This is a genomic window from Streptococcus oralis, from assembly GCF_021497885.1.
Classification (GTDB): domain Bacteria; phylum Bacillota; class Bacilli; order Lactobacillales; family Streptococcaceae; genus Streptococcus; species Streptococcus oralis_BQ.
In genome coordinates, this window is the sequence record NZ_CP046523.1 from 564,599 (window position 1) to 584,709 (window position 20,111).

16 protein-coding genes are annotated in these 20,111 nt (G+C 42.1%); 15 read left to right on the plus strand and 1 reads right to left on the minus strand.

The window, feature by feature from the left end; genetic code table 11:
• Window positions 1–4 precede the first annotated feature (4 nt).
• From recG to GOM48_RS09750, 13 genes are all read left to right on the plus strand, one after another.
• A complete protein-coding gene (gene recG, locus GOM48_RS02830) occupies window positions 5–2,020 on the plus strand; it encodes an ATP-dependent DNA helicase RecG (protein WP_235098236.1) in 2,016 nt (671 codons plus the stop codon).
• Between the two features lie 423 nt (window positions 2,021–2,443).
• A complete protein-coding gene (locus GOM48_RS02835; protein ID WP_235098238.1) occupies window positions 2,444–3,427 on the plus strand; it encodes an acetylxylan esterase in 984 nt (327 codons plus the stop codon).
• A 328-nt stretch (window positions 3,428–3,755) separates the two neighbouring features.
• Entirely contained in the window at window positions 3,756–7,253 is a 3,498-nt protein-coding gene (locus GOM48_RS02840) for an SIALI-17 repeat-containing surface protein (protein ID WP_235098240.1), read from the plus strand.
• A gap of 245 nt (window positions 7,254–7,498) precedes the next feature.
• Window positions 7,499–8,197 (plus strand): N-acetylmannosamine-6-phosphate 2-epimerase, encoded by a 699-nt coding sequence (locus tag GOM48_RS02845; protein WP_001135644.1) that lies wholly within the window; start codon window positions 7,499–7,501, stop codon window positions 8,195–8,197.
• A gap of 114 nt (window positions 8,198–8,311) precedes the next feature.
• Window positions 8,312–9,640, plus strand: coding sequence for an ABC transporter substrate-binding protein (locus GOM48_RS02850; protein WP_235098242.1), 1,329 nt, complete (start codon window positions 8,312–8,314; stop codon window positions 9,638–9,640).
• 220 nt (window positions 9,641–9,860) lie between these two features.
• Window positions 9,861–10,727 (plus strand): carbohydrate ABC transporter permease, encoded by an 867-nt coding sequence (locus GOM48_RS02855; RefSeq protein ID WP_001209417.1) that lies wholly within the window; start codon window positions 9,861–9,863, stop codon window positions 10,725–10,727.
• A 15-nt stretch (window positions 10,728–10,742) separates the two neighbouring features.
• Window positions 10,743–11,582 carry a carbohydrate ABC transporter permease gene (locus tag GOM48_RS02860; protein WP_001183243.1) on the plus strand — a complete coding sequence of 280 codons (840 nt, stop codon included), beginning with the start codon at window positions 10,743–10,745 and terminating at the stop codon, window positions 11,580–11,582.
• A 172-nt stretch (window positions 11,583–11,754) separates the two neighbouring features.
• Window positions 11,755–12,207: a YhcH/YjgK/YiaL family protein gene (locus GOM48_RS02865; RefSeq protein ID WP_235098245.1), complete on the plus strand. Its 453-nt coding sequence runs from the start codon at window positions 11,755–11,757 to the stop codon at window positions 12,205–12,207.
• 20 nt (window positions 12,208–12,227) lie between these two features.
• Window positions 12,228–12,872: a YesL family protein gene (locus GOM48_RS02870; protein WP_235098246.1), complete on the plus strand. Its 645-nt coding sequence runs from the start codon at window positions 12,228–12,230 to the stop codon at window positions 12,870–12,872.
• A 170-nt stretch (window positions 12,873–13,042) separates the two neighbouring features.
• Window positions 13,043–13,960: a dihydrodipicolinate synthase family protein gene (locus GOM48_RS02875; RefSeq protein WP_235098249.1), complete on the plus strand. Its 918-nt coding sequence runs from the start codon at window positions 13,043–13,045 to the stop codon at window positions 13,958–13,960.
• 17 nt (window positions 13,961–13,977) lie between these two features.
• Window positions 13,978–14,862 (plus strand): ROK family protein, encoded by an 885-nt coding sequence (locus GOM48_RS02880; protein WP_235098251.1) that lies wholly within the window; start codon window positions 13,978–13,980, stop codon window positions 14,860–14,862.
• A 418-nt stretch (window positions 14,863–15,280) separates the two neighbouring features.
• Window positions 15,281–16,045 carry a class I SAM-dependent methyltransferase gene (locus tag GOM48_RS02885; protein WP_235098253.1) on the plus strand — a complete coding sequence of 255 codons (765 nt, stop codon included), beginning with the start codon at window positions 15,281–15,283 and terminating at the stop codon, window positions 16,043–16,045.
• 175 nt (window positions 16,046–16,220) lie between these two features.
• The gene (locus tag GOM48_RS09750; RefSeq protein ID WP_265324768.1) at window positions 16,221–16,352 is read left to right on the plus strand and encodes a hypothetical protein; all 132 of its coding nucleotides are present in this window, start codon (window positions 16,221–16,223) and stop codon (window positions 16,350–16,352) included.
• Here the strand turns inward: GOM48_RS09750 and GOM48_RS02890 are convergent.
• The gene (locus tag GOM48_RS02890) at window positions 16,339–17,190 is read right to left on the minus strand and encodes a MurR/RpiR family transcriptional regulator (RefSeq protein ID WP_235098255.1); all 852 of its coding nucleotides are present in this window, start codon (window positions 17,188–17,190) and stop codon (window positions 16,339–16,341) included. The genes GOM48_RS09750 and GOM48_RS02890 overlap by 14 nt on opposite strands.
• Before the next feature lie 256 nt (window positions 17,191–17,446).
• Between GOM48_RS02890 and pbp2b the strand changes: the two genes are divergently transcribed.
• Complete coding sequence (pbp2b, locus tag GOM48_RS02895) at window positions 17,447–19,489, plus strand: penicillin-binding protein PBP2B (RefSeq protein ID WP_235098257.1); 2,043 nt, start codon at window positions 17,447–17,449, stop codon at window positions 19,487–19,489.
• A gap of 10 nt (window positions 19,490–19,499) precedes the next feature.
• Complete coding sequence (gene recR, locus GOM48_RS02900; RefSeq protein WP_084945873.1) at window positions 19,500–20,096, plus strand: recombination mediator RecR; 597 nt, start codon at window positions 19,500–19,502, stop codon at window positions 20,094–20,096.
• Window positions 20,097–20,111 lie beyond the last annotated feature (15 nt).

The following is a 20,111-nucleotide window of genomic DNA, read 5'->3' on the forward strand; positions in this document are numbered from 1 at the left end:
GAGCATGAACCTACATCAACCCTTGCATGTCTTGCCTGGTGTGGGACCAAAGTCAGCAGAGAAGTACGCCAAACTAGGAATTGAAAACTTGCAAGACCTCTTGCTCTACTTTCCTTTCCGTTATGAAGATTTCAAAACTAAGCAAGTGATGGAGCTGGAGGACGGTGAAAAGGCTGTTCTGTCTGGTCAAGTCGTGACCCCCGCTAGTGTCCAGTATTATGGTTTCAAGCGCAATCGTCTGCGCTTTAGCCTCAAGCAGGGAGAAGTCGTTTTTGCGGTGAATTTCTTTAACCAGCCCTATCTGGCTGATAAGATAGAGTTGGGTGCAACTCTTGCTGTCTTTGGAAAATGGGACCGTGCCAAGGCCAGTTTGACTGGGATGAAGGTTCTAGCTCAAGTGGAAGATGACCTCCAGCCGGTCTATCGTCTGGCTCAGGGAATCAGTCAGGCCAGTCTGGTCAAGGTCATTAAGACAGCCTTTGATCAGGGGTTGGACCTCTTGATTGAGGAAAATCTTCCCCAGTCTTTACTTGATAAATACAAACTCATGTCCCGTTGTCAGGCTGTCCGTGCCATGCATTTTCCCAAGGATTTAGCAGAATACAAGCAGACCCTTCGCCGTATCAAGTTTGAAGAACTTTTCTACTTTCAAATGCAGCTACAGACCCTCAAGTCTGAAAATAGAGTTCAGGGAAGTGGTCTGGTTCTGAATTGGTCTAAGGAAAAGGTGACAGCTGCTAAAGAAAATCTGCCTTTTTCTCTGACCCCAGCTCAGGAAAAGAGTTTGCGGGAAATTTTGGCTGACATGAAGTCCGACCACCACATGAATCGTCTCTTACAAGGGGATGTGGGGAGTGGAAAGACGGTGGTTGCGGGTTTGGCCATGTTTGCGGCGGTGACGGCTGGCTACCAGGCGGCCCTCATGGTGCCAACAGAGATTCTAGCAGAGCAGCATTTTGAGAGTTTGAAGAGTCTTTTTCCGGACTTGAAACTCGCTCTTTTGACGGGTTCCTTGAAAGCTACAGAAAAAAGAGAAGTCTTGGAGACCATTGCCAAGGGTGAGGCTGACTTTATTATCGGGACTCATGCTCTGATTCAGGATGGAGTGGATTATGCTCGTCTTGGCTTGATTATCATTGATGAGCAGCACCGTTTTGGTGTGGGGCAAAGGCGTATTCTGAGAGAAAAAGGCGACAATCCTGACGTTCTCATGATGACGGCGACACCCATTCCCCGGACGCTGGCTATCACGGCCTTTGGGGATATGGATGTTTCCATTATCGACCAGATGCCAGCAGGGCGGAAGCCTATTGTGACTCGTTGGATTAAGCATGAGCAGCTGCCTCAGGTCTTGACTTGGTTAGAGGGAGAAATTCAAAAAGGTTCGCAAGCCTACGTCATCTCTCCCTTGATTGAAGAATCAGAAGCTCTGGATCTGAAAAATGCCATTGCCTTATCTGAGGAATTGACGGCTCATTTTGCAGGCAAGGCAGAGGTGGCTCTTCTACATGGTAAGATGAAGAGTGACGAAAAAGACCAGATCATGCAGGATTTCAAAGAGAGAAAAACAGATATTCTAGTATCTACAACTGTTATCGAGGTTGGGGTTAATGTCCCCAATGCGACCGTCATGATTATCATGGATGCTGATCGCTTCGGTCTCAGCCAGCTTCACCAGCTCAGAGGTCGTGTTGGTCGGGGTGACAAGCAGTCCTATGCTGTTCTCGTTGCCAATCCCAAGACGGATTCTGGGAAAGACCGCATGCGCATCATGACAGAAACGACTAATGGTTTTATCCTTGCGGAGGAAGATTTGAAAATGCGTGGTTCTGGAGAGATTTTTGGAACCAGACAGTCAGGACTTCCAGAGTTTCAAGTGGCTGATATTATCGAAGATTTTCCGATTTTAGAAGAGGCCAGAAAGGTTGCCAGCTACATTAGTTCGATAGAAGGTTGGCAAGAGGATCCAGAATGGCGCATGATTGCTCTACACCTAGAGAAGAGAGAACATCTGGATTAATACTCTTCGAAAATCAAATTCAAACCACGTCAACGTCGCCTTGCCGTACTCAAGTACAGCCTGCGGCTAGTTTCCTAGTTTGCTCTTTGATTTTCATTGAGTATAAGCTTTCTCTAAGAAAAACTTAAGCTAGCTTTTAGGTTTGGGGTTTATACTAGAGTCATCAAAAAGAAACGAGGACTCTCACATGACTATTAAAGTAACCTACCAAAAGAAATTCCAAACCGTCAAACTAGAGAAAGGAGCTAGCACCTATTGATACACAGAGAGCGGAAACGCTCTCTTTATTTTTAAAACTACTTTCAGACGATAGGTTTGAGGAAAGAGAATCTAAAATCACTTTCTATTTAGCATTCTTTCTTGCATTGCTTTCCTAGATATGCTACAGTTGTGATAGCGATTACAAAACTAAAGGAGCATGCTATGAAAAATCCAGCTTTGTTAGAAGAAATTAAGACTTATAAAGGACGGGATGAGGTTCCAGAAGACTTTGATGCTTTCTGGGATGAGGAAATAAAAAAAGTTTCCCCTATTCCAGCCTACCAGTTGGAGGAAAGAGATTTCCATATTCCCCAAGTCAAGTGCTATGAGCTCACTTTTGAGGGAACTAATGAAGGCAAGGTCTATGCACGCATCGTCCTTCCAAAGAGTGATGAGAAAGTTCCCCTAATTTTCCATTTTCACGGCTATATGGGACGTGGTTGGGACTGGGCCGACATGCTGGCCTATACTGTGGCTGGTTACGGTGTTGTTTCCATGGACGTTCGAGGCCAGTCGGGCTATTCGCAAGACGGTTTGCGTTCTCCACTAGGAAATACGGTGAAGGGACATATCATCCGTGGTGCTGTGGAAGGTCGTGAGCATCTCTTTTATAAGGATGTTTATCTGGATATTTACCAGTTGGTTGAAATTGTTGCCAGTCTGCCTCAGGTAGATGAGGAAAGACTTTCTAGCTATGGTGCCTCACAAGGAGGGGCCTTAGCTCTGGTTGCAGCAGCGCTCAATCCTCGGATTCAGCAAACAGTTGCCATCTATCCCTTCTTGTCTGACTTTAGGCGAGTGCTTGAGATTGGCAATACCAGTGAAGCCTATGATGAACTTTTCCGATATTTCAAGTTTCACGATCCCTTCCATGAAACAGAGGAGGAAATCATGGCGACTCTTGCCTATATCGATGTGAAAAATCTTGCCCATCGTATTAAAGGTGAGGTCAAGATGATTACGGGCTTGGACGACGATGTTTGCTATCCCATTACCCAGTTTGCGATATACAACCGTCTGACCTGCGACAAGACCTATCGAATCATGCCTGAGTATGCCCACGAAGCCATGAATGTCTTTGTCAATGACCAAGTATACAACTGGCTCTGTGGTAGTGAGATTCCTTTCTCCTATGTAAAAAAATAAGTTTAAGAGAGCCTTGAGCTCCCTTTTTGTTTTCCAAAATCGAAAAGTACTTTCAGGAAACTTGAAACATTAAAATAGTTTTAAAAGTGGAATCTATTCTATATCATTTAGCTATAAAGTTCAGAGTTTATTGTATAATAAGGGAAAGACATTATGCGAAAGGAGGGAACTTTCCGCTGTTTGGTCAAAGAGTAAGAGCAGTGGACGTTTGAAGAATGGGAGGTCTCATTCAGTCGGTTACTTTCTTTTTACTTGTTTAGTTGGAGGAATTAAAAATTTTAAGAAAAAAAAGAAAGCGCTTTATTTTATAAAAAACGAAAGGACAAACATGAATTACAAATCTTTAGATCGGAAACAGCGATACGGAATTCGGAAATTTGCGGTTGGGGCGGCATCTGTAGTGATTGGTACAGTAGTATTTGGAGCAAATCCAGTATTAGCTCAAGAACAAGCCAATTCAGCAGGGGCCAATACAGAAACTGTCGAACCTGGTCAAGGTTTATCAGAATTGCCAAAAAAAGTGTCCTCGGGAGATCTTGCTCATTTGGATAAGGATTTGGCTGGTAAATTGGCAGCAGCTCAAGACAACGGCGTTGAGGTGGACCAAGATCATTTGAAAAAAAATGAGAGTGCAGAGTCAGAAACCCCATCCTCTACGGAAACCCCTGCAGAAGAAGCAAATAAGGAAGAGGAATCAGAGGATCAGGGGGCTATTCCTCGTGACTATTACTCAAGAGATTTAAAAAATGCTAATCCTGTCCTTGAAAAAGAAGATTTTGAAACCAATGCAGCAAATGGTCAGAGAGTTGATTTATCAAGTGAACTAGATAAACTAAAGAAACTTCAAAATGCTACAGTTCACATGGAGTTCAAACCAGATGCATCAGCTCCACGCTTTTACAATCTCTTCTCTGTATCCAGTGACACCAAGGAAAATGAGTACTTTACTATGTCCGTCCTTGATAATACAGCTCTTATTGAAGGGCGTGGCGCTAACGGGGAACAGTTCTATGATAAGTATACAGATGCTCCTTTGAAAGTTCGCCCAGGACAATGGAATTCCGTGACTTTTACTGTCGAACAACCGACAGCAGAGTTACCTCATGGTCGAGTTCGTCTCTATGTGAACGGTGTCTTATCTCGAACAAGTCTAAAATCTGGGAACTTCATCAAAGATATGCCAGATGTTAATCAAGCTCAACTTGGAGCAACCAAACGGGGCAATAAAACAGTTTGGTCATCAAACCTACAAGTACGAAACCTAACTGTTTATGATCGTGCTTTAAGCCCAGATGAAGTTCAAACACGAAGTCAATTATTTGAAAGAGGTGAATTAGAACAGAAACTTCCTGAGGGAGCAAAAGTCACTGAGAAAGAAGACGTCTTTGAAGGTGGTAGGAACAATCAACCAAATAAAGATGGTATCAAGAGTTATCGTATCCCAGCTCTTCTCAAGACAGATAAAGGAACGCTGATTGCTGGAACGGATGAAAGACGTTTGCACCATTCTGACTGGGGAGATATTGGGATGGTTGTTCGTCGTAGCTCAGATAATGGAAAAACATGGGGAGACCGAATCGTAATCTCAAATCCTCGTGACAATGAGCACGCTAAACATGCAGATTGGCCATCTCCAGTCAATATTGATATGGCCTTGGTACAAGACCCTGAAACAAAGAGAATTTTTGCAATTTATGACATGTTCCTTGAGAGTAAGGCAGTATTTTCATTGCCGGGGCAAGCTCCGAAAGCTTATGAACAAGTGGGAGATAAAGTTTATCAAGTTTTATATAAGCAAGGAGAATCAGGTCGCTATACGATTCGAGAAAACGGAGAGGTTTTCGACCCTCAAAATAGAAAGACAGATTATCGTGTTGTCGTTGACCCTAAAAAACCAGCCTACAGCGATAAGGGGGATTTGTATAAAGGGAATGAGCTAGTCGGAAATATTTATTTTGAGTATAGCGAGAAGAATATTTTTAGAGTTTCCAATACCAACTACCTATGGATGTCCTACAGTGATGACGATGGGAAGACTTGGTCTGCACCAAAAGATATTACTCATGGGATTCGGAAAGATTGGATGCACTTCCTAGGAACTGGACCTGGTACTGGGATTGCCTTGCGTACAGGACCTCATAAGGGAAGACTGGTGATTCCAGTTTATACAACAAACAACGTTTCCTACCTAAGTGGTTCTCAATCATCTCGTGTAATTTACTCAGATGATCATGGAGAAACATGGCAAGCAGGGGAAGCAGTTAATGATAACCGCCCAGTAGGCAACCAAACCATTCACTCTTCTACCATGAATAATCCAGGTGCCCAAAATACGGAGTCAACTGTTGTTCAGTTGAATAATGGGGACCTCAAGCTCTTTATGCGTGGGTTGACTGGCGATCTTCAGGTTGCGACCAGTCATGATGGGGGAGCAACGTGGGATAAGGAAATCAAACGTTATCCTCAAGTAAAAGACGTTTATGTTCAAATGTCCGCTATTCACACCATGCATGAAGGAAAGGAATACATTCTACTCAGCAATGCTGGTGGTCCTGGACGCAACAATGGTTTGGTTCACCTGGCTCGTGTTGAGGAGAATGGTGAGTTGACATGGTTGAAACACAATCCTATACAAAGTGGTAAGTTTGCTTACAACTCACTCCAAGAACTCGGAAATGGCGAATATGGTTTGCTTTATGAGCATGCGGATGGCAATCAAAACGATTATACTTTATCCTATAAGAAATTCAACTGGGATTTCTTGACCAAGGATTGGATTTCTCCTAAGGAAGCAAAAGTGAAATATGCGATTGAAAAATGGCCAGGCATCCTTGCTATGGAGTTTGATTCGGAAGTATTGGTCAACAAGGCACCAACCCTTCAATTGGCAAACGGTAAAACAGCACGCTTTATGACCCAGTATGACACAAAAACCCTCCTATTTACGGTGGATTCAGAGGATATGGGTCAAAAAGTTACAGGTCTGGCAGAAGGTGCTATTGAGAGTATGCATAATTTACCAGTCTCTGTAGCGGGCACTAAGCTTTCGAATGGAATGAACGGAAGTGAAGCTGCTGTTCATGAAGTGCCAGAATATACAGACCCACTAGGGACAGCGGGTGAAGAGGCAGCTCCGACAGTCGAGAAGCCAGAATATACAGGCCCACTAGGGACAGCGGGTGAGGAACCAGCACCAACAGTTGAAAAACCAGAATTTACAGGCGGTGTGAATGGTGAAGAGGCCGCAGTTCATGAAGTACCAGAGTACACAGGCCCACTAGGGACATCCGGCGAAGAACCAGCACCAACAGTTGAAAAGCCAGAATTTACAGGCGGGGTTAATGCTGTTGAAGCCGCAGCCCATGAAGTACCAGAGTACACAGGCCCACTAGGGACATCCGGCAAAGAGCCAGCCCCAACAGTCGAGAAGCCAGAATACACAGGCGGAGTTAATGCTGTTGAGGCCGCAGTTCATGAAGTCCCAGAGTACACAGGTCCTTTGGCAACAGTAGGCGAAGAAGCAGCACCAAAAGTAGATAAGCCAGAATTTACAGGCGGGGTTAATGCTGTTGAGGCTGCAGTACATGAACTCCCTGAGTACACAGGTGGCGTGAATGCAGCCGATGCAGCTGTACATGAAATTGCAGAATATAAGGGAGCTGATTCGCTTGTAACTCTTGCTGCAGAAGATTATACTTACAAAGCTCCTCTTGCTCAGCAGACACTTCCTGATACAGGTAACAAGGAGAGTAGCCTCCTTGCCTCACTAGGATTAACAGCTTTCTTCCTTGGCTTGTTTGCAATGGGGAAAAAGAGAGAAAAGTAAGAGAATAATTCTAATCATTTGACTTTGTAAAAATAGAAGGAGATAGCAGGTTTTTCAGTCTGTTATCTTTTTCTTTCGGCTCAAGGTGTGCTAATAAGAAATTCTAAGATGTCTGAAACTACTTTCAGGATAGTCTGTTCTATAAAATAGTTTTGAAACTGAAATCTATTCCACTACAAACTATTGAAAGCGCTTAACAAATGATATATAATAAGCCCATAAGAACAAGAAAGGGAGGAAAGAGGATGCCACAGATTAGCAAAGAAGCCTTGATTGAACAAATCAAAGATGGAATCATTGTCTCTTGCCAGGCACTTCCTCACGAACCGCTTTATACAGAAGCGGGAGGAGTCATTCCCTTGCTAGTCAAAGCGGCTGAGCAAGGTGGAGCAGTCGGTATCCGAGCAAACAGTGTTCGCGATATCAAGGAGATTAAGGAGGTTACGAAACTCCCGATTATCGGGATTATCAAACGTGACTATCCGCCGCAGGAGCCATTCATTACAGCTACTATGAAAGAAGTTGATGAGCTGGCTGAACTAGACATTGAGGTCATTGCTCTGGATTGTACCAAACGTGAACGTTACGACGGTTTAGAAATTCAGGACTTTATCCGACAAGTCAAAGAAAAATATCCGCATCAACTCTTGATGGCTGATACCAGTACTTTTGAAGAAGGAATTGCAGCAGTTGAAGCAGGGATTGATTTTGTTGGAACAACCCTATCAGGTTATACCTCTTATAGTCCTAAGGTAGATGGTCCAGACTTTGAACTGATCAAAAAACTCTGCGATGCCGGTGTGGATGTCATCGCTGAAGGAAAAATTCATACACCAGAACAAGCTAAGCAAATCCTTGAGTATGGGGTGCGAGGTATCGTTGTTGGTGGAGCTATTACTAGACCAAAAGAGATTACGGAACGCTTTGTTGCCGGTCTTAAATAATACAATCTCAAAACAGAGGAGAGTGGTCGATGCGTCGGATGAAATGAAAACGTATACAAACAGAAGCTTACTCACTATCCAATATGGACACGCTTATCAATTAGGAGAATACAAATGAAATTTAGAAAACTAGCTTGTACAGTACTTGCGAGTGCTGCGATTCTTGGCCTTGCTGCTTGTGGTAACTCTGGTGGAAGTAAAGATGCTGGAAAATCAGGAAGCGATAGCGGAAAAACAGAAATCACTTGGTGGGCATTCCCAGTCTTCACACAAGAAAAAACTGGTGACGGTGTTGGAACTTATGAAAAATCAATCATCGAAGCTTTTGAAAAAGCAAATCCAGATGTAAAAGTGAAATTGGAAACCATCGACTTCAAGTCAGGTCCAGAAAAGATCACAACAGCCATCGAAGCAGGAACAGCGCCAGACGTACTCTTTGACGCACCAGGGCGTATCATCCAATACGGTAAAAATGGTAAATTGGCTGAGTTGAACGACCTCTTCACAGACGAATTCGTCAAAGATGTCAACAACGAAAACATCGTACAAGCAAGTAAGGCTGGAGACAAAGCTTACATGTATCCAATCAGTTCAGCTCCATTCTACATGGCTATGAACAAGAAAATGTTGGAAGATGCTGGAGTTGCAAACCTTGTCAAAGAAGGTTGGACAACTGATGACTTTGAAAAAGTTTTGAAAGCGCTTAAAGATAAAGGATATACACCAGGTTCATTGTTCAGTTCTGGTCAAGGGGGAGACCAAGGAACACGTGCCTTCATTGCAAACCTTTATGGCGGTTCTGTAACAGATAAAGATGTAACAAAATATACAACTGACGATCCTAAATTCGTCAAAGGTCTTGAAAAAGCTGCTAGCTGGATCAAAGACGGTTTATTGAACAATGGTTCACAATTTGACGGTGGAGCAGACATCCAAAACTTTGCAAACGGTCAAACTTCATACACAATCCTTTGGGCTCCAGCTCAAAACGGTATCCAAGCTAAACTCTTGGAAGCAAGTAAGGTAGACGTGGTAGAAGTACCATTCCCATCAGACTCTGGTAAACCATCTCTTGAATACCTTGTAAACGGATTTGCAGTATTTAACAACAAAGACGACAAGAAAGTCGCAGCAGCTAAGAAATTCGTTCAATTCATCGCAGATGACAAAGAATGGGGTCCTAAAGACGTAGTTCGTACAGGTGCCTTCCCAGTTCGTACATCATTTGGCAAACTTTATGATGACAAACGTATGGAAACAATCAGTGGCTGGACTAAATACTACTCACCATACTACAACACTATCGATGGATTTGCTGAAATGAGAACACTTTGGTTCCCAATGTTGCAATCTGTATCAAATGGTGACGAAAAACCAGCGGATGCTTTGAAAGCCTTCACTGAAAAAGCTAACGAAACAATCAAAAAAGCTACAAAACAATAAGCACTAAGTCAGATTGATTCCCCCCTTTTCCCTGTGCACTATGGTGTAAGAAAAGGGGGACTTTTGTTTGAAATGTAAGGAACTGTCACGAAATTAAAATGAAGTTCTTACATAAGCGAATCTTAAAAAATTTCATTTTGGTTTTAAAACAGTTCAAGAAAATCAAAAAACTATTCTATTTGAAAGAGAGGTGCCGACTGTGAAAGTCAATAAAATTCGTATGCGGGAAACAGTGATTTCCTACGCTTTCCTAGCACCAGTATTGTTCTTCTTTGTAATCTTTGTCTTGGCTCCTATGATTATGGGATTCATTACAAGTTTCTTTAACTACTCCATGACCAGCTTTGAGTTTGTTGGCTTGGATAACTACATTCGCATGTTTAAAGACCCTGTCTTTACCAAGTCTTTGATTAATACCGTTATTCTGGTTATTGGATCAGTTCCGATTGTTGTACTTTTCTCTCTCTTTGTAGCATCTCAAACTTATCATCAAAATGCTATTGCTCGATCTTTCTATCGTTTTGTCTTCTTCCTTCCTGTAGTTACAGGTAGTGTTGCCGTAACGGTTGTATGGAAATGGATCTATGACCCTCTGTCAGGGATTCTAAACTTTGTCCTTAAGTCAAGCCACATCATCAGCCAAAACATTTCTTGGTTGGGTGATAAAAACTGGGCTTTGCTAGCGATTATGATCATCCTTTTGACAACATCTGTCGGTCAACCGATTATCCTTTATATCGCTGCCATGGGAAATATTGATAACTCACTAGTTGAAGCAGCGCGTGTTGACGGTGCGACTGAGTTCCAAGTCTTCTGGAAGATCAAATGGCCTAGCCTTCTTCCAACAACTCTTTACATCGCGATTATTACAACCATCAACTCATTCCAATGTTTCGCCTTGATTCAGCTCTTGACATCTGGTGGTCCAAACTACTCAACAAGTACACTTATGTACTACCTTTACGAAAAAGCCTTCCAATTGACAGAGTACGGCTATGCAAATACCATCGGTGTCTTCTTGGCAGTGATGATTGCCATTGTCAGCTTTGCTCAGTTCAAGATCCTCGGAAACGACGTAGAATACTAAAGAAAGGAGACAGCTATGCAACCTACACAAAAGAAACCTTTAACAGCTTTCACTGTTATTTCAACGATTATCTTGCTCTTGTTGACCGTGCTGTTCATCTTTCCATTCTACTGGATTTTGACAGGGGCCTTCAAATCACAACCAGATACCATTATGATTCCACCACAGTGGTTCCCTAAAATGCCAACCATGGAGAACTTCCAACAACTCATGGTGCAAAACCCTGCTATGCAGTGGATGTGGAACTCTGTATTTATCTCACTGGTAACCATGTTCCTAGTGTGTGCTACCTCTTCTCTAGCAGGTTATGTCTTGGCTAAAAAACGTTTCTATGGTCAACGCATCCTCTTTGCAGTCTTTATCGCTGCCATGGCACTTCCAAAACAAGTTGTCCTTGTACCACTCGTACGTATCGTCAACTTCATGGGAATTCACGATACTCTTTGGGCAGTTATCTTGCCTTTGATTGGATGGCCATTTGGGGTTTTCCTCATGAAACAGTTCAGCGAAAACATCCCAACAGAATTGCTTGAATCAGCTAAAATCGACGGTTGTGGTGAAATTCGTACTTTCTGGAGCGTAGCCTTCCCTATTGTGAAGCCAGGATTTGCAGCCCTTGCAATCTTTACCTTCATCAATACTTGGAACGACTACTTCATGCAGTTGGTTATGTTGACTTCACGTCAAAACTTAACCATCTCACTCGGGGTTGCGACCATGCAGGCCGAAATGGCGACCAACTATGGTTTAATCATGGCGGGTGCAGCTTTAGCAGCCGTGCCAATCGTAACCGTCTTCCTTGTCTTCCAAAAATCCTTCACTCAGGGTATCACTATGGGAGCTGTTAAGGGATAAGAAAAATAAACTAGTGTATCAAGATTACGGAAATGGTCTTGACATGCTATGGAAATAGAGAGTTATAAGTGTCTACAAAATGGAGAGTATGCAGTTACTTCGTGAAGTTTTGTCAGACACTTATCAACTTAATTTATGATTTTAGTTAACTATCAGAAACGAAGGAAACAGTATGATTTTTGACGATTTGAAAAACATCGCCTTTTACAAGGGAATCCATCCCAATCTAGACAAGGCTATCGATTATCTATATCAGCACCGTAAGGATTCTTTCGAACTCGGTAAGTATGAGATTGACGGGGACAAGGTCTTTCTAGTTGTTCAGGAAAATGTCCTCAATCAAGCTGAAAATGATCAATTTGAGCATCATAAGAACTATGCAGACTTGCATTTGCTGGTAGAAGGTCATGAATATTCGAGCTACGGTTCACGTATCAAAGACGAGGCAGTAGCATTCGACAAAGCGAGCGACATTGGCTTTGTCCATTGTCATGAAAAATACCCACTCTTGTTGGGCTATCACAATTTTGCGATTTTCTTCCCAGGAGAACCACACCAGCCAAATGGCTACGCAGGTATGGAAGAAAAAGTTCACAAGTATCTCTTTAAAATTTTGATTGATTAAAAGAATCAGGAGGAGCAAACATGGCACAAAAAGGAGTAAGCCTTATCAAGGCAGCATTTGATACAGATAATTTTCTCATGCGTTTCAGTGAGAAGGTTTTGGATATCGTCACAGCCAATCTGCTTTTTGTCGTCTCTTGTTTGCCCATCGTGACGATTGGAGTGGCGAAAATCAGCCTCTATGAGACCATGTTTGAGATTAAGAGAAGCAGACGGGTACCAGTCTTTAGAACTTATCTGAGAGCTTTCAAGCAAAATCTGAAATTGGGGCTTCAGTTAGGTTTGCTGGAGTTAGGCATTGTTCTGCTGAGTCTTTTAGACCTTTATCTCTTCTGGGGCCAGGCAGCTTTGCCTTTCCAGATTGTGAAAGCTATTTGTTTGGGGATTCTCATCTTCCTCACTCTCGTGATGCTGGCTAGCTATCCCATCGCTGCGCGCTATGATTTGTCTTGGAAAGAAGTGCTACAAAAAGGGCTTATCTTAGCAAGTTTTAACTTTCCATGGTTCTTCCTCATGTTAGCCATTCTCTTTCTTATAGTGATGGTTCTTTATCTATCCGCTTTTACTCTCCTTTTGGGTGGGTCAGCCTTTATCCTCTTTGGTTTTGGTTTGCTAGTCTTTCTCCAAGCAGGTTTGATGGAGAAAATTTTTGCCAAATATCAGTAGGATGGCTTGTTTCTGAAACTACTTTCAATCGTTACAGTTTCTAAAATACAAGTAGAAACTAAAATCTAAGTGTATACAAGATATTGAAAGCGATTTTCACAAGGTGTATACTAAACTTGTAAAGAATAGAACTGCTCTCAGCAGAAAAAAGAAATCTTAGGAGAAAATCTATGTCAGATTTGAAAAAATACGAAGGTGTCATTCCAGCCTTCTACGCATGTTATGATGATCAAGGAGAAGTAAGTCCAGAGCGTACGCGTGCCTTGGTTCAATACTTCATTGATAAGGGAGTTCAAGGTCTCTATGTCAATGGTTCTTCTGGTGAATGTATCTATCAAAGTGTGGAAGACCGCAAGTTGATTTTGGAAGAAGTCATGGCAGTTGCCAAAGGAAAATTGACCATCATCGCTCACGTAGCTTGCAACAATACCAAAGATAGTATGGAGCTTGCTCGCCATGCGGAAAGCTTGGGTGTAGATGCCATTGCAACGATTCCACCGATTTACTTCCGCTTGCCAGAATACTCAGTTGCCAAATACTGGAACGATATCAGTGCTGCAGCTCCAAACACAGACTATGTTATTTACAACATTCCTCAGTTAGCAGGTGTTGCTTTGACTCCAAGTCTTTATACTGAAATGTTGAAGAATCCTCGTGTTATCGGTGTTAAGAACTCTTCTATGCCAGTTCAAGATATCCAAACCTTTGTCAGCCTTGGTGGAGAAGACCACATCGTATTCAATGGTCCAGATGAACAGTTCCTAGGTGGTCGCCTCATGGGTGCTAAAGCTGGTATCGGTGGTACTTATGGTGCGATGCCAGAACTCTTCTTGAAACTCAATCAGTTGATTGCTGAGAAAGATTTGGAAACAGCGCGTGAATTGCAATACGCTATCAACGTAATCATTGGCAAGCTCACTTCTGCACATGGAAATATGTACGGTGTTATCAAAGAAGTCTTGAAGATCAATGAAGGCTTGAATATTGGATCAGTTCGTTCACCATTGACGCCAGTGACAGAAGAAGATCGACCAGTTGTAGAAGCAGCTGCAGCCTTGATTCGTGAAACCAAGGAGCGCTTCCTCTAATCCATAAGGAGGTATTTATGACACACTACGTTGCAATTGATATCGGTGGAACCAATATCAAATATGGTTTGATTGACCAAGAAGGCCAACTTGTTGAATCGCATGAAATGCCAACTGAGGCGCATAAGGGTGGACCTCATATCTTACAAAAGACAAAAGATATCGTAGCCAGCTATTTAGAAAAGGGCCCAGTAGCAGGTGTTGCCATTTCTTCTGCTGGGATGGTGGATCCAGATAAGGGTGAGATTTTCTACGCTGGTCCTCAAATCCCTAACTATGCAGGAACCCAGTTCAAGAAGGAAATCGAGACGAACTTTTCGATTCCTTGTGAAATTGAAAATGACGTCAACTGTGCAGGTCTTGCTGAAGCAGTTTCTGGTTCAGGTAAGGGAGCGAGTGTCACTCTTTGCTTGACCATTGGAACAGGTATCGGTGGTTGCTTGATTATGGACGGGAAAGTCTTCCATGGATTTAGCAACTCAGCTTGCGAAGTCGGTTATATGCATATGCAGGATGGAGCTTTCCAAGATCTCGCTTCTACGACAGCCTTGGTAGAATATGTAGCAGCAGCTCACGGAGATCCAGTTGACCAGTGGAATGGCCGACGCATTTTCAAGGAAGCTACTGAAGGAAATAAAATCTGCATGGCTGGTATTGACCGCATGGTAGACTATCTAGGAAAAGGTCTGGCAAATATTTGCTACGTTGCCAATCCAGAAGTAGTCATTCTTGGTGGCGGCATCATGGGGCAAGAGGCTATTCTCAAACCGAAGATCCGCACAGCCTTGAAGGCGGCCTTGGTGCCAAGCTTAACCGAAAAAACACGATTAGAATTTGCCCATCACCAAAATACAGCAGGGATGCTCGGTGCATATTACCATTTCAAAACAAAACAATCCTAGTTTGGAATTATAGAATTAAGAAGAACTTTTAATCACTACTTGAGTGAAAACTGTTTTGCTTAATTCTTTTTTTGATGATAGAAAAACTGTCAAGGTATATGAAAAGTAGCGGAGATACCTATCAAGACCATTATGCGACCTTGCTTCATTGGTATGATAAAACCAATGAAGAATTAGAAAAACGAACGATAGGAGCAGAGTTCCTACCGTAGAAGAATATATGAGAGGAGATATCCTTTAAGATAATCTTAGAAGACGGCGCAAGCTCTCTAAATACTAAAGCTAAGCCAAGAAGAAAAAATGATATAATGAGATTGACGAAAAATTGACAAATTAGAATTTGTAGAGGTGAAAAAATGTATTGGCAACCTATTCACCCTGAAATCGAAATCAGATAAAATTACGAGGAGATGATAAGATGAACAATTATATAAAATTAAATGAAGATAGATGGAATAATGTAAAAAATGACTACACTGAGCCGTTGACACATGAAGAATTAGAAGAAGCTAGAAAACATCCAATTTCTGTTGCCTTAACTGTTGGGAAAAAAGTTCCGATAGAATGGTTTGAAAAAGCCAAGGGAAAAAAGATATTAGGTTTAGCTTGTGGTGGTGGTCAGCAGGGTCCCGTTTTTGCTGCAAAAGGTTATGATGTCACCATCATGGATTTTTCTACATCACAATTAGAAAGAGATGAGTTGGTTGCCAAAAGAGAAGGCTTAAAAATCAATACCGTTCAAGGCGATATGACAAAACCATTTCCATTTGAAAATGAAACTTTTGATATTATTTTTAATCCAGTTTCAAATGTATATATAGAAGATTTAGAAAACATGTATAAAGAAGCCTCTCGCGTATTGAAAAAGGGTGGTCTCTTAATGGTCGGATTTATGAATCCTTGGATCTACATGTATGATGCTGACACTGTATGGGACAAACCCGATGAGGAATTACTGTTAAAGTTTTCACTACCTTTTAATTCAAGAGAGCTTGAAGAGGAAGGCGAAATCACCATCAATCCAGAATATGGATATGAATTTAGCCATACCTTAGAAACTCAGATTAGAGGACAACTAAAAAACGGTCTCGCTATGATCGATTTTTATGAATCTTGTGACAAAAGACATCGATTATCACCTTATGGAAATGACTACATAGCTACACTTTGCATTAAACTATAATCTTATAGAACACATTTCAGGAGAATAGCCCGTTTTATTTTCTGTAAGGGTTAAAATCTAAATCCCAGTTTGTCGAAGCAAAACAATTAAATAAAATTAAAGAAAGGAAGTAAAAGCAAATAGTCGATACTTCCTTTTTTTGTTGTCAAACATTCAAAAACGATAAGGAGAATTTATGGAAGAACTGAAAATACAGATAAACAAGGCATTAGCACAAAGAGAAAGATTGGAAAGACCACCTATGAGCCAATTACCATTTCAAAACAAAACAATCCTAGTTTGGTCCAACCAAACTAGGATTTTCTAACGCGTTTTTGTCTACGATAGCCGTTGAGTTTTTTATTTTCCCAATAGCTGTTAAAGATTTTTTCCTTGCTATCTCGATTGATTTCCAAAAAGTAGGCATAAATCAAATCTATTAAAATGAGCATAGGGAGCTGAGCGGAAATACGCTGGATGTAAGAAGATTGGCTATGATTTGCGACGAGGACTGTTTCGGTATAAGCCTGACTATTTTTGTTTGGAGCGCTGGTAAAGAGAATGGTCTTAGCCCCCATTTCCTTGGCATCCAACAAACTATCGAGGACGGATTGGGTAGTGCCAGATAGGGAAAAGCCAAGCACCAAACAATTTTCATCCATGATACTGGTCGTCCATGCAAAGCCATCCTGATCGGTCAAAGCTTCACAGACCACACCTAATCGCATAAAACGGAGCTTCATCTCACGAGCAATCAGACCAGAACTTCCCGTCCCAAAAAAGTAAACTCGTTCAGCGTCATCGATTAATTGGGCAACTCGTTCCAGTTGTTCTTCGTCAATTAAATCCTGTGTTTGTTCCCGTAAGTTGCTGTAGCTTCGTAAAACACGTTTGGTCAAAGGACTGTGTTTGTGCGAATGAGTGTCCGGTTTACTAGCCTGGTGCTGGTATTGAAAAACAAATTCTCGATAGCCAGTAAAGCCACATTTTTTTGCAAAACGGGTAAGGGCAGCTTGGGAAACATGCAGTTTTTGAGTAACCTGTTGCGATGATAGATCATCCACAATCGTATCTACCTGCAAGAAATAACGAGCGATTTCCTGCTCTAACTCTGTTAATTCTTCAAAATGAAGATCAATAATAGTTGCGATATCCTGCTTTTTCATGGAGCTCCTTTTCATAAGTCAAACTCTTAAAAGTTGACGATTGCCAGCTTATTAACATCATTATATCATAGAAGTTAGGATAACCAAATAAAAAGGCATTTTCAGTTAAAAGTCAAAAAATGCTTCGACTTTTCCAAGAGTTTCTCCGTAAAATATGGTACAATGAAAAGTACCGAGCTTCACCCGTTTGCTCTATTATTTTAGCTGAAAATGAAGGTGAAAATCGGGAATTTTTCTAGAAAAGAGTCTTAGTTGTATGAGAAAATTCAATAGCCATTCGATTCCGATTCGGCTTAATTTACTGTTTGCCATTGTTATCCTACTGTTTATGACCATTATCGGTCGATTGTTATACATGCAGGTACTGAATAAAGATTTCTATGAAGCAAAGTTGGCATCAGCCAGCCAGACTAGGGTGACAACCAGTTCAGCTCGAGGGCAGATTTATGATGCAACAGGTAAACCCTTGGTAGAAAACACACTCAAGCAAGTTGTTTCTTTCACACGAAACAATAAGATGACGGCGGCAGAGTTGAAGGAGACGGCTAAAAAACTGCTGACTTATGTAAATGTAACCTCCCCTGATCTGACTGATCGACAGATTGCAGACTATTACCTGGCGGACCAGGATATTTACAAAAAAACAGTCGAATCCTTGCCAAGCGATAAACGTCTGGATTCAGATGGGAACCGTTTATCGGAAGCGACGCTCTACAATAATGCGATTGAAAGCATAGACGTGAGTCAACTCAATTATACAGATGACCAGAAAAAAGAAATCTATCTCTTTAGTCAACTCAATGCTGTTGAAAATTTTGCAACGGGCACCATTTCAACAGATGCTTTAGATGATACTCAGGTTGCTCTTGTGGCTTCTGCATCCAAGGAATTACCGGGCATTAGCATTTCAACCTCATGGGACCGAAAAGTACTGGACACTTCTCTATCGTCTATCGTCGGTAGCGTTTCAAGTGAAAAGTCAGGTCTTCCAGCTGAGGAAGTTGACGCTTATCTCAAGAAAGGCTACTCTCTCAATGACCGAGTGGGAACTTCTTATCTTGAAAAGCAATATGAAGATGTCCTCCAAGGCAAACGCTCTGTCAAAGAAGTGCATCTCGACAAACATGGAAACATGGAAAGTGTGGAAAATGTCGAGGAAGGAAGCAAAGGAAACAACATCAAATTAACGATTGACCTCGCTTTCCAGAATGGTGTGGATGATCTACTCAAGAGCTACTTTAACTCCGAGTTGGGTAACGGTGGAGCCAAATATTCTGAAGGAGTCTACGCTGTAGCTCTTAATCCTAAAACCGGAGCAGTTTTGGCGATGTCAGGTGTCAAGCATGATGTCGAATCTGGTAAATTAAGTTCAGATTCGCTTGGAACGATAACCAATGTCTTTGTGCCAGGATCTGTCGTTAAGGCAGCAACCATCAGCTCTGGCTGGGAAAATGGAGTTTTGTCAGGCAATCAAACCTTGACAGACCAGCCGATTGTTTTCCAAGGTTCGGCCCCTATCAATTCATGGTATACCTTATCCTATGGCTCCTTCCCTATTACAGCTGTTGAGGCTTTGGAATACTCATCCAATACTTACATGGTGCAAACAGCTTTGGGAATTATGGGACAGACCTATAAACCCAATATGATGGTAGCAACGAGCCAACTGGAGACAGCAATGGGCAAATTGCGATCAACCTTTGGAGAATACGGACTCGGGGCTTCAACGGGAATTGATCTTCCAGATGAATCAACAGGATTTATACCAAAAGAATTTGATTTGGCCAACTATCTAAATAATGCTTTTGGTCAGTTTGATAACTATACTCCGATGCAGTTAGCTCAGTATGTTGCAACCATTGCAAACAATGGTGTGCGTCTGGCTCCCCATATCGTTGAAGGGGTTTATGGAAACAATGACCAAGGTGGGTTGGGAAGTCTGGTTCAAGAAACAGCCACCAAGGAAATGAACAAGGTTAATATCTCAGAAGCAGATATGGCTATCTTGCAACAAGGTTTCTATCAAGTTTCTCATGGAACGAGCGCTCTGACAACTGGTCGTGCCTTTTCAAATGGCGCAGCCGTATCCATTAGTGGGAAGACAGGTACAGCCGAAAGTTACGTTAATGGCGGTCAAAACGCCGATAATACCAACGCAGTCGCCTATGCACCAACCGAAAATCCCCAAATCGCGGTTGCAGTTGTCTTTCCTCATAACACTAATCTTACAAATGGTGTCGGACCTTCGATTGCACGCGATATTATCAATCTTTATCACCAACACCATCCAATGAATTAGAAAGGAACTTATGCTGTATCCAACACCTATTGCCAAGCTGATCGATAGCTATTCAAAGCTTCCGGGTATCGGGATCAAAACGGCTACCCGCCTAGCCTTCTATACTATTGGAATGTCTGATGACGATGTCAATGAATTTGCCAAAAACCTCCTGTCTGCTAAGCGGGAATTGACCTATTGTTCCATTTGCGGTCGCTTGACTGACGATGATCCTTGCTCTATCTGTACAGATCCAACTCGTGACCAGACAACCATCTTAGTGCTAGAAGATAGTCGCGATGTGGCTGCCATGGAAAATATCCAAGAATATCACGGACTCTATCATGTCTTGCATGGCCTCATTTCTCCTATGAATGGCATCAGTCCAGACGATATCAATCTCAAGAGTCTTATGACCCGTCTCATGGATAGTGAGGTTTCAGAGGTGATTGTGGCAACCAATGCGACAGCGGATGGAGAAGCGACATCTATGTATATCTCTCGTCTTCTCAAGCCAGCTGGTATCAAGGTCACTCGCCTAGCACGAGGTCTAGCCGTGGGAGCAGATATCGAGTATGCGGACGAAGTCACACTCTTACGAGCCATTGAAAATCGGACAGAGTTGTAAGTGTAGACAATTAAG

Bases quoted from the DNA above. Each gene is read 5' to 3' on its own strand.
- recG (WP_235098236.1), top strand. From the start codon at position 5: ATGAACCTACATCAACCCTTGCATGTCTTGCCTGGTGTGGGACCAAAG.
- GOM48_RS02835 (WP_235098238.1), top strand. From the start codon at position 2,444: ATGAAAAATCCAGCTTTGTTAGAAGAAATTAAGACTTATAAAGGACGG.
- GOM48_RS02840 (WP_235098240.1), top strand. From the start codon at position 3,756: ATGAATTACAAATCTTTAGATCGGAAACAGCGATACGGAATTCGGAAA.
- GOM48_RS02845 (WP_001135644.1), top strand. From the start codon at position 7,499: ATGCCACAGATTAGCAAAGAAGCCTTGATTGAACAAATCAAAGATGGA.
- GOM48_RS02850 (WP_235098242.1), top strand. From the start codon at position 8,312: ATGAAATTTAGAAAACTAGCTTGTACAGTACTTGCGAGTGCTGCGATT.
- GOM48_RS02855 (WP_001209417.1), top strand. From the start codon at position 9,861: ATGCGGGAAACAGTGATTTCCTACGCTTTCCTAGCACCAGTATTGTTC.
- GOM48_RS02860 (WP_001183243.1), top strand. From the start codon at position 10,743: ATGCAACCTACACAAAAGAAACCTTTAACAGCTTTCACTGTTATTTCA.
- GOM48_RS02865 (WP_235098245.1), top strand. From the start codon at position 11,755: ATGATTTTTGACGATTTGAAAAACATCGCCTTTTACAAGGGAATCCAT.
- GOM48_RS02870 (WP_235098246.1), top strand. From the start codon at position 12,228: ATGGCACAAAAAGGAGTAAGCCTTATCAAGGCAGCATTTGATACAGAT.
- GOM48_RS02875 (WP_235098249.1), top strand. From the start codon at position 13,043: ATGTCAGATTTGAAAAAATACGAAGGTGTCATTCCAGCCTTCTACGCA.
- GOM48_RS02880 (WP_235098251.1), top strand. From the start codon at position 13,978: ATGACACACTACGTTGCAATTGATATCGGTGGAACCAATATCAAATAT.
- GOM48_RS02885 (WP_235098253.1), top strand. From the start codon at position 15,281: ATGAACAATTATATAAAATTAAATGAAGATAGATGGAATAATGTAAAA.
- GOM48_RS09750 (WP_265324768.1), top strand. From the start codon at position 16,221: ATGGAAGAACTGAAAATACAGATAAACAAGGCATTAGCACAAAGAGAA.
- GOM48_RS02890 (WP_235098255.1), bottom strand. From the start codon at position 17,190: ATGAAAAAGCAGGATATCGCAACTATTATTGATCTTCATTTTGAAGAA.
- pbp2b (WP_235098257.1), top strand. From the start codon at position 17,447: ATGAGAAAATTCAATAGCCATTCGATTCCGATTCGGCTTAATTTACTG.
- recR (WP_084945873.1), top strand. From the start codon at position 19,500: ATGCTGTATCCAACACCTATTGCCAAGCTGATCGATAGCTATTCAAAG.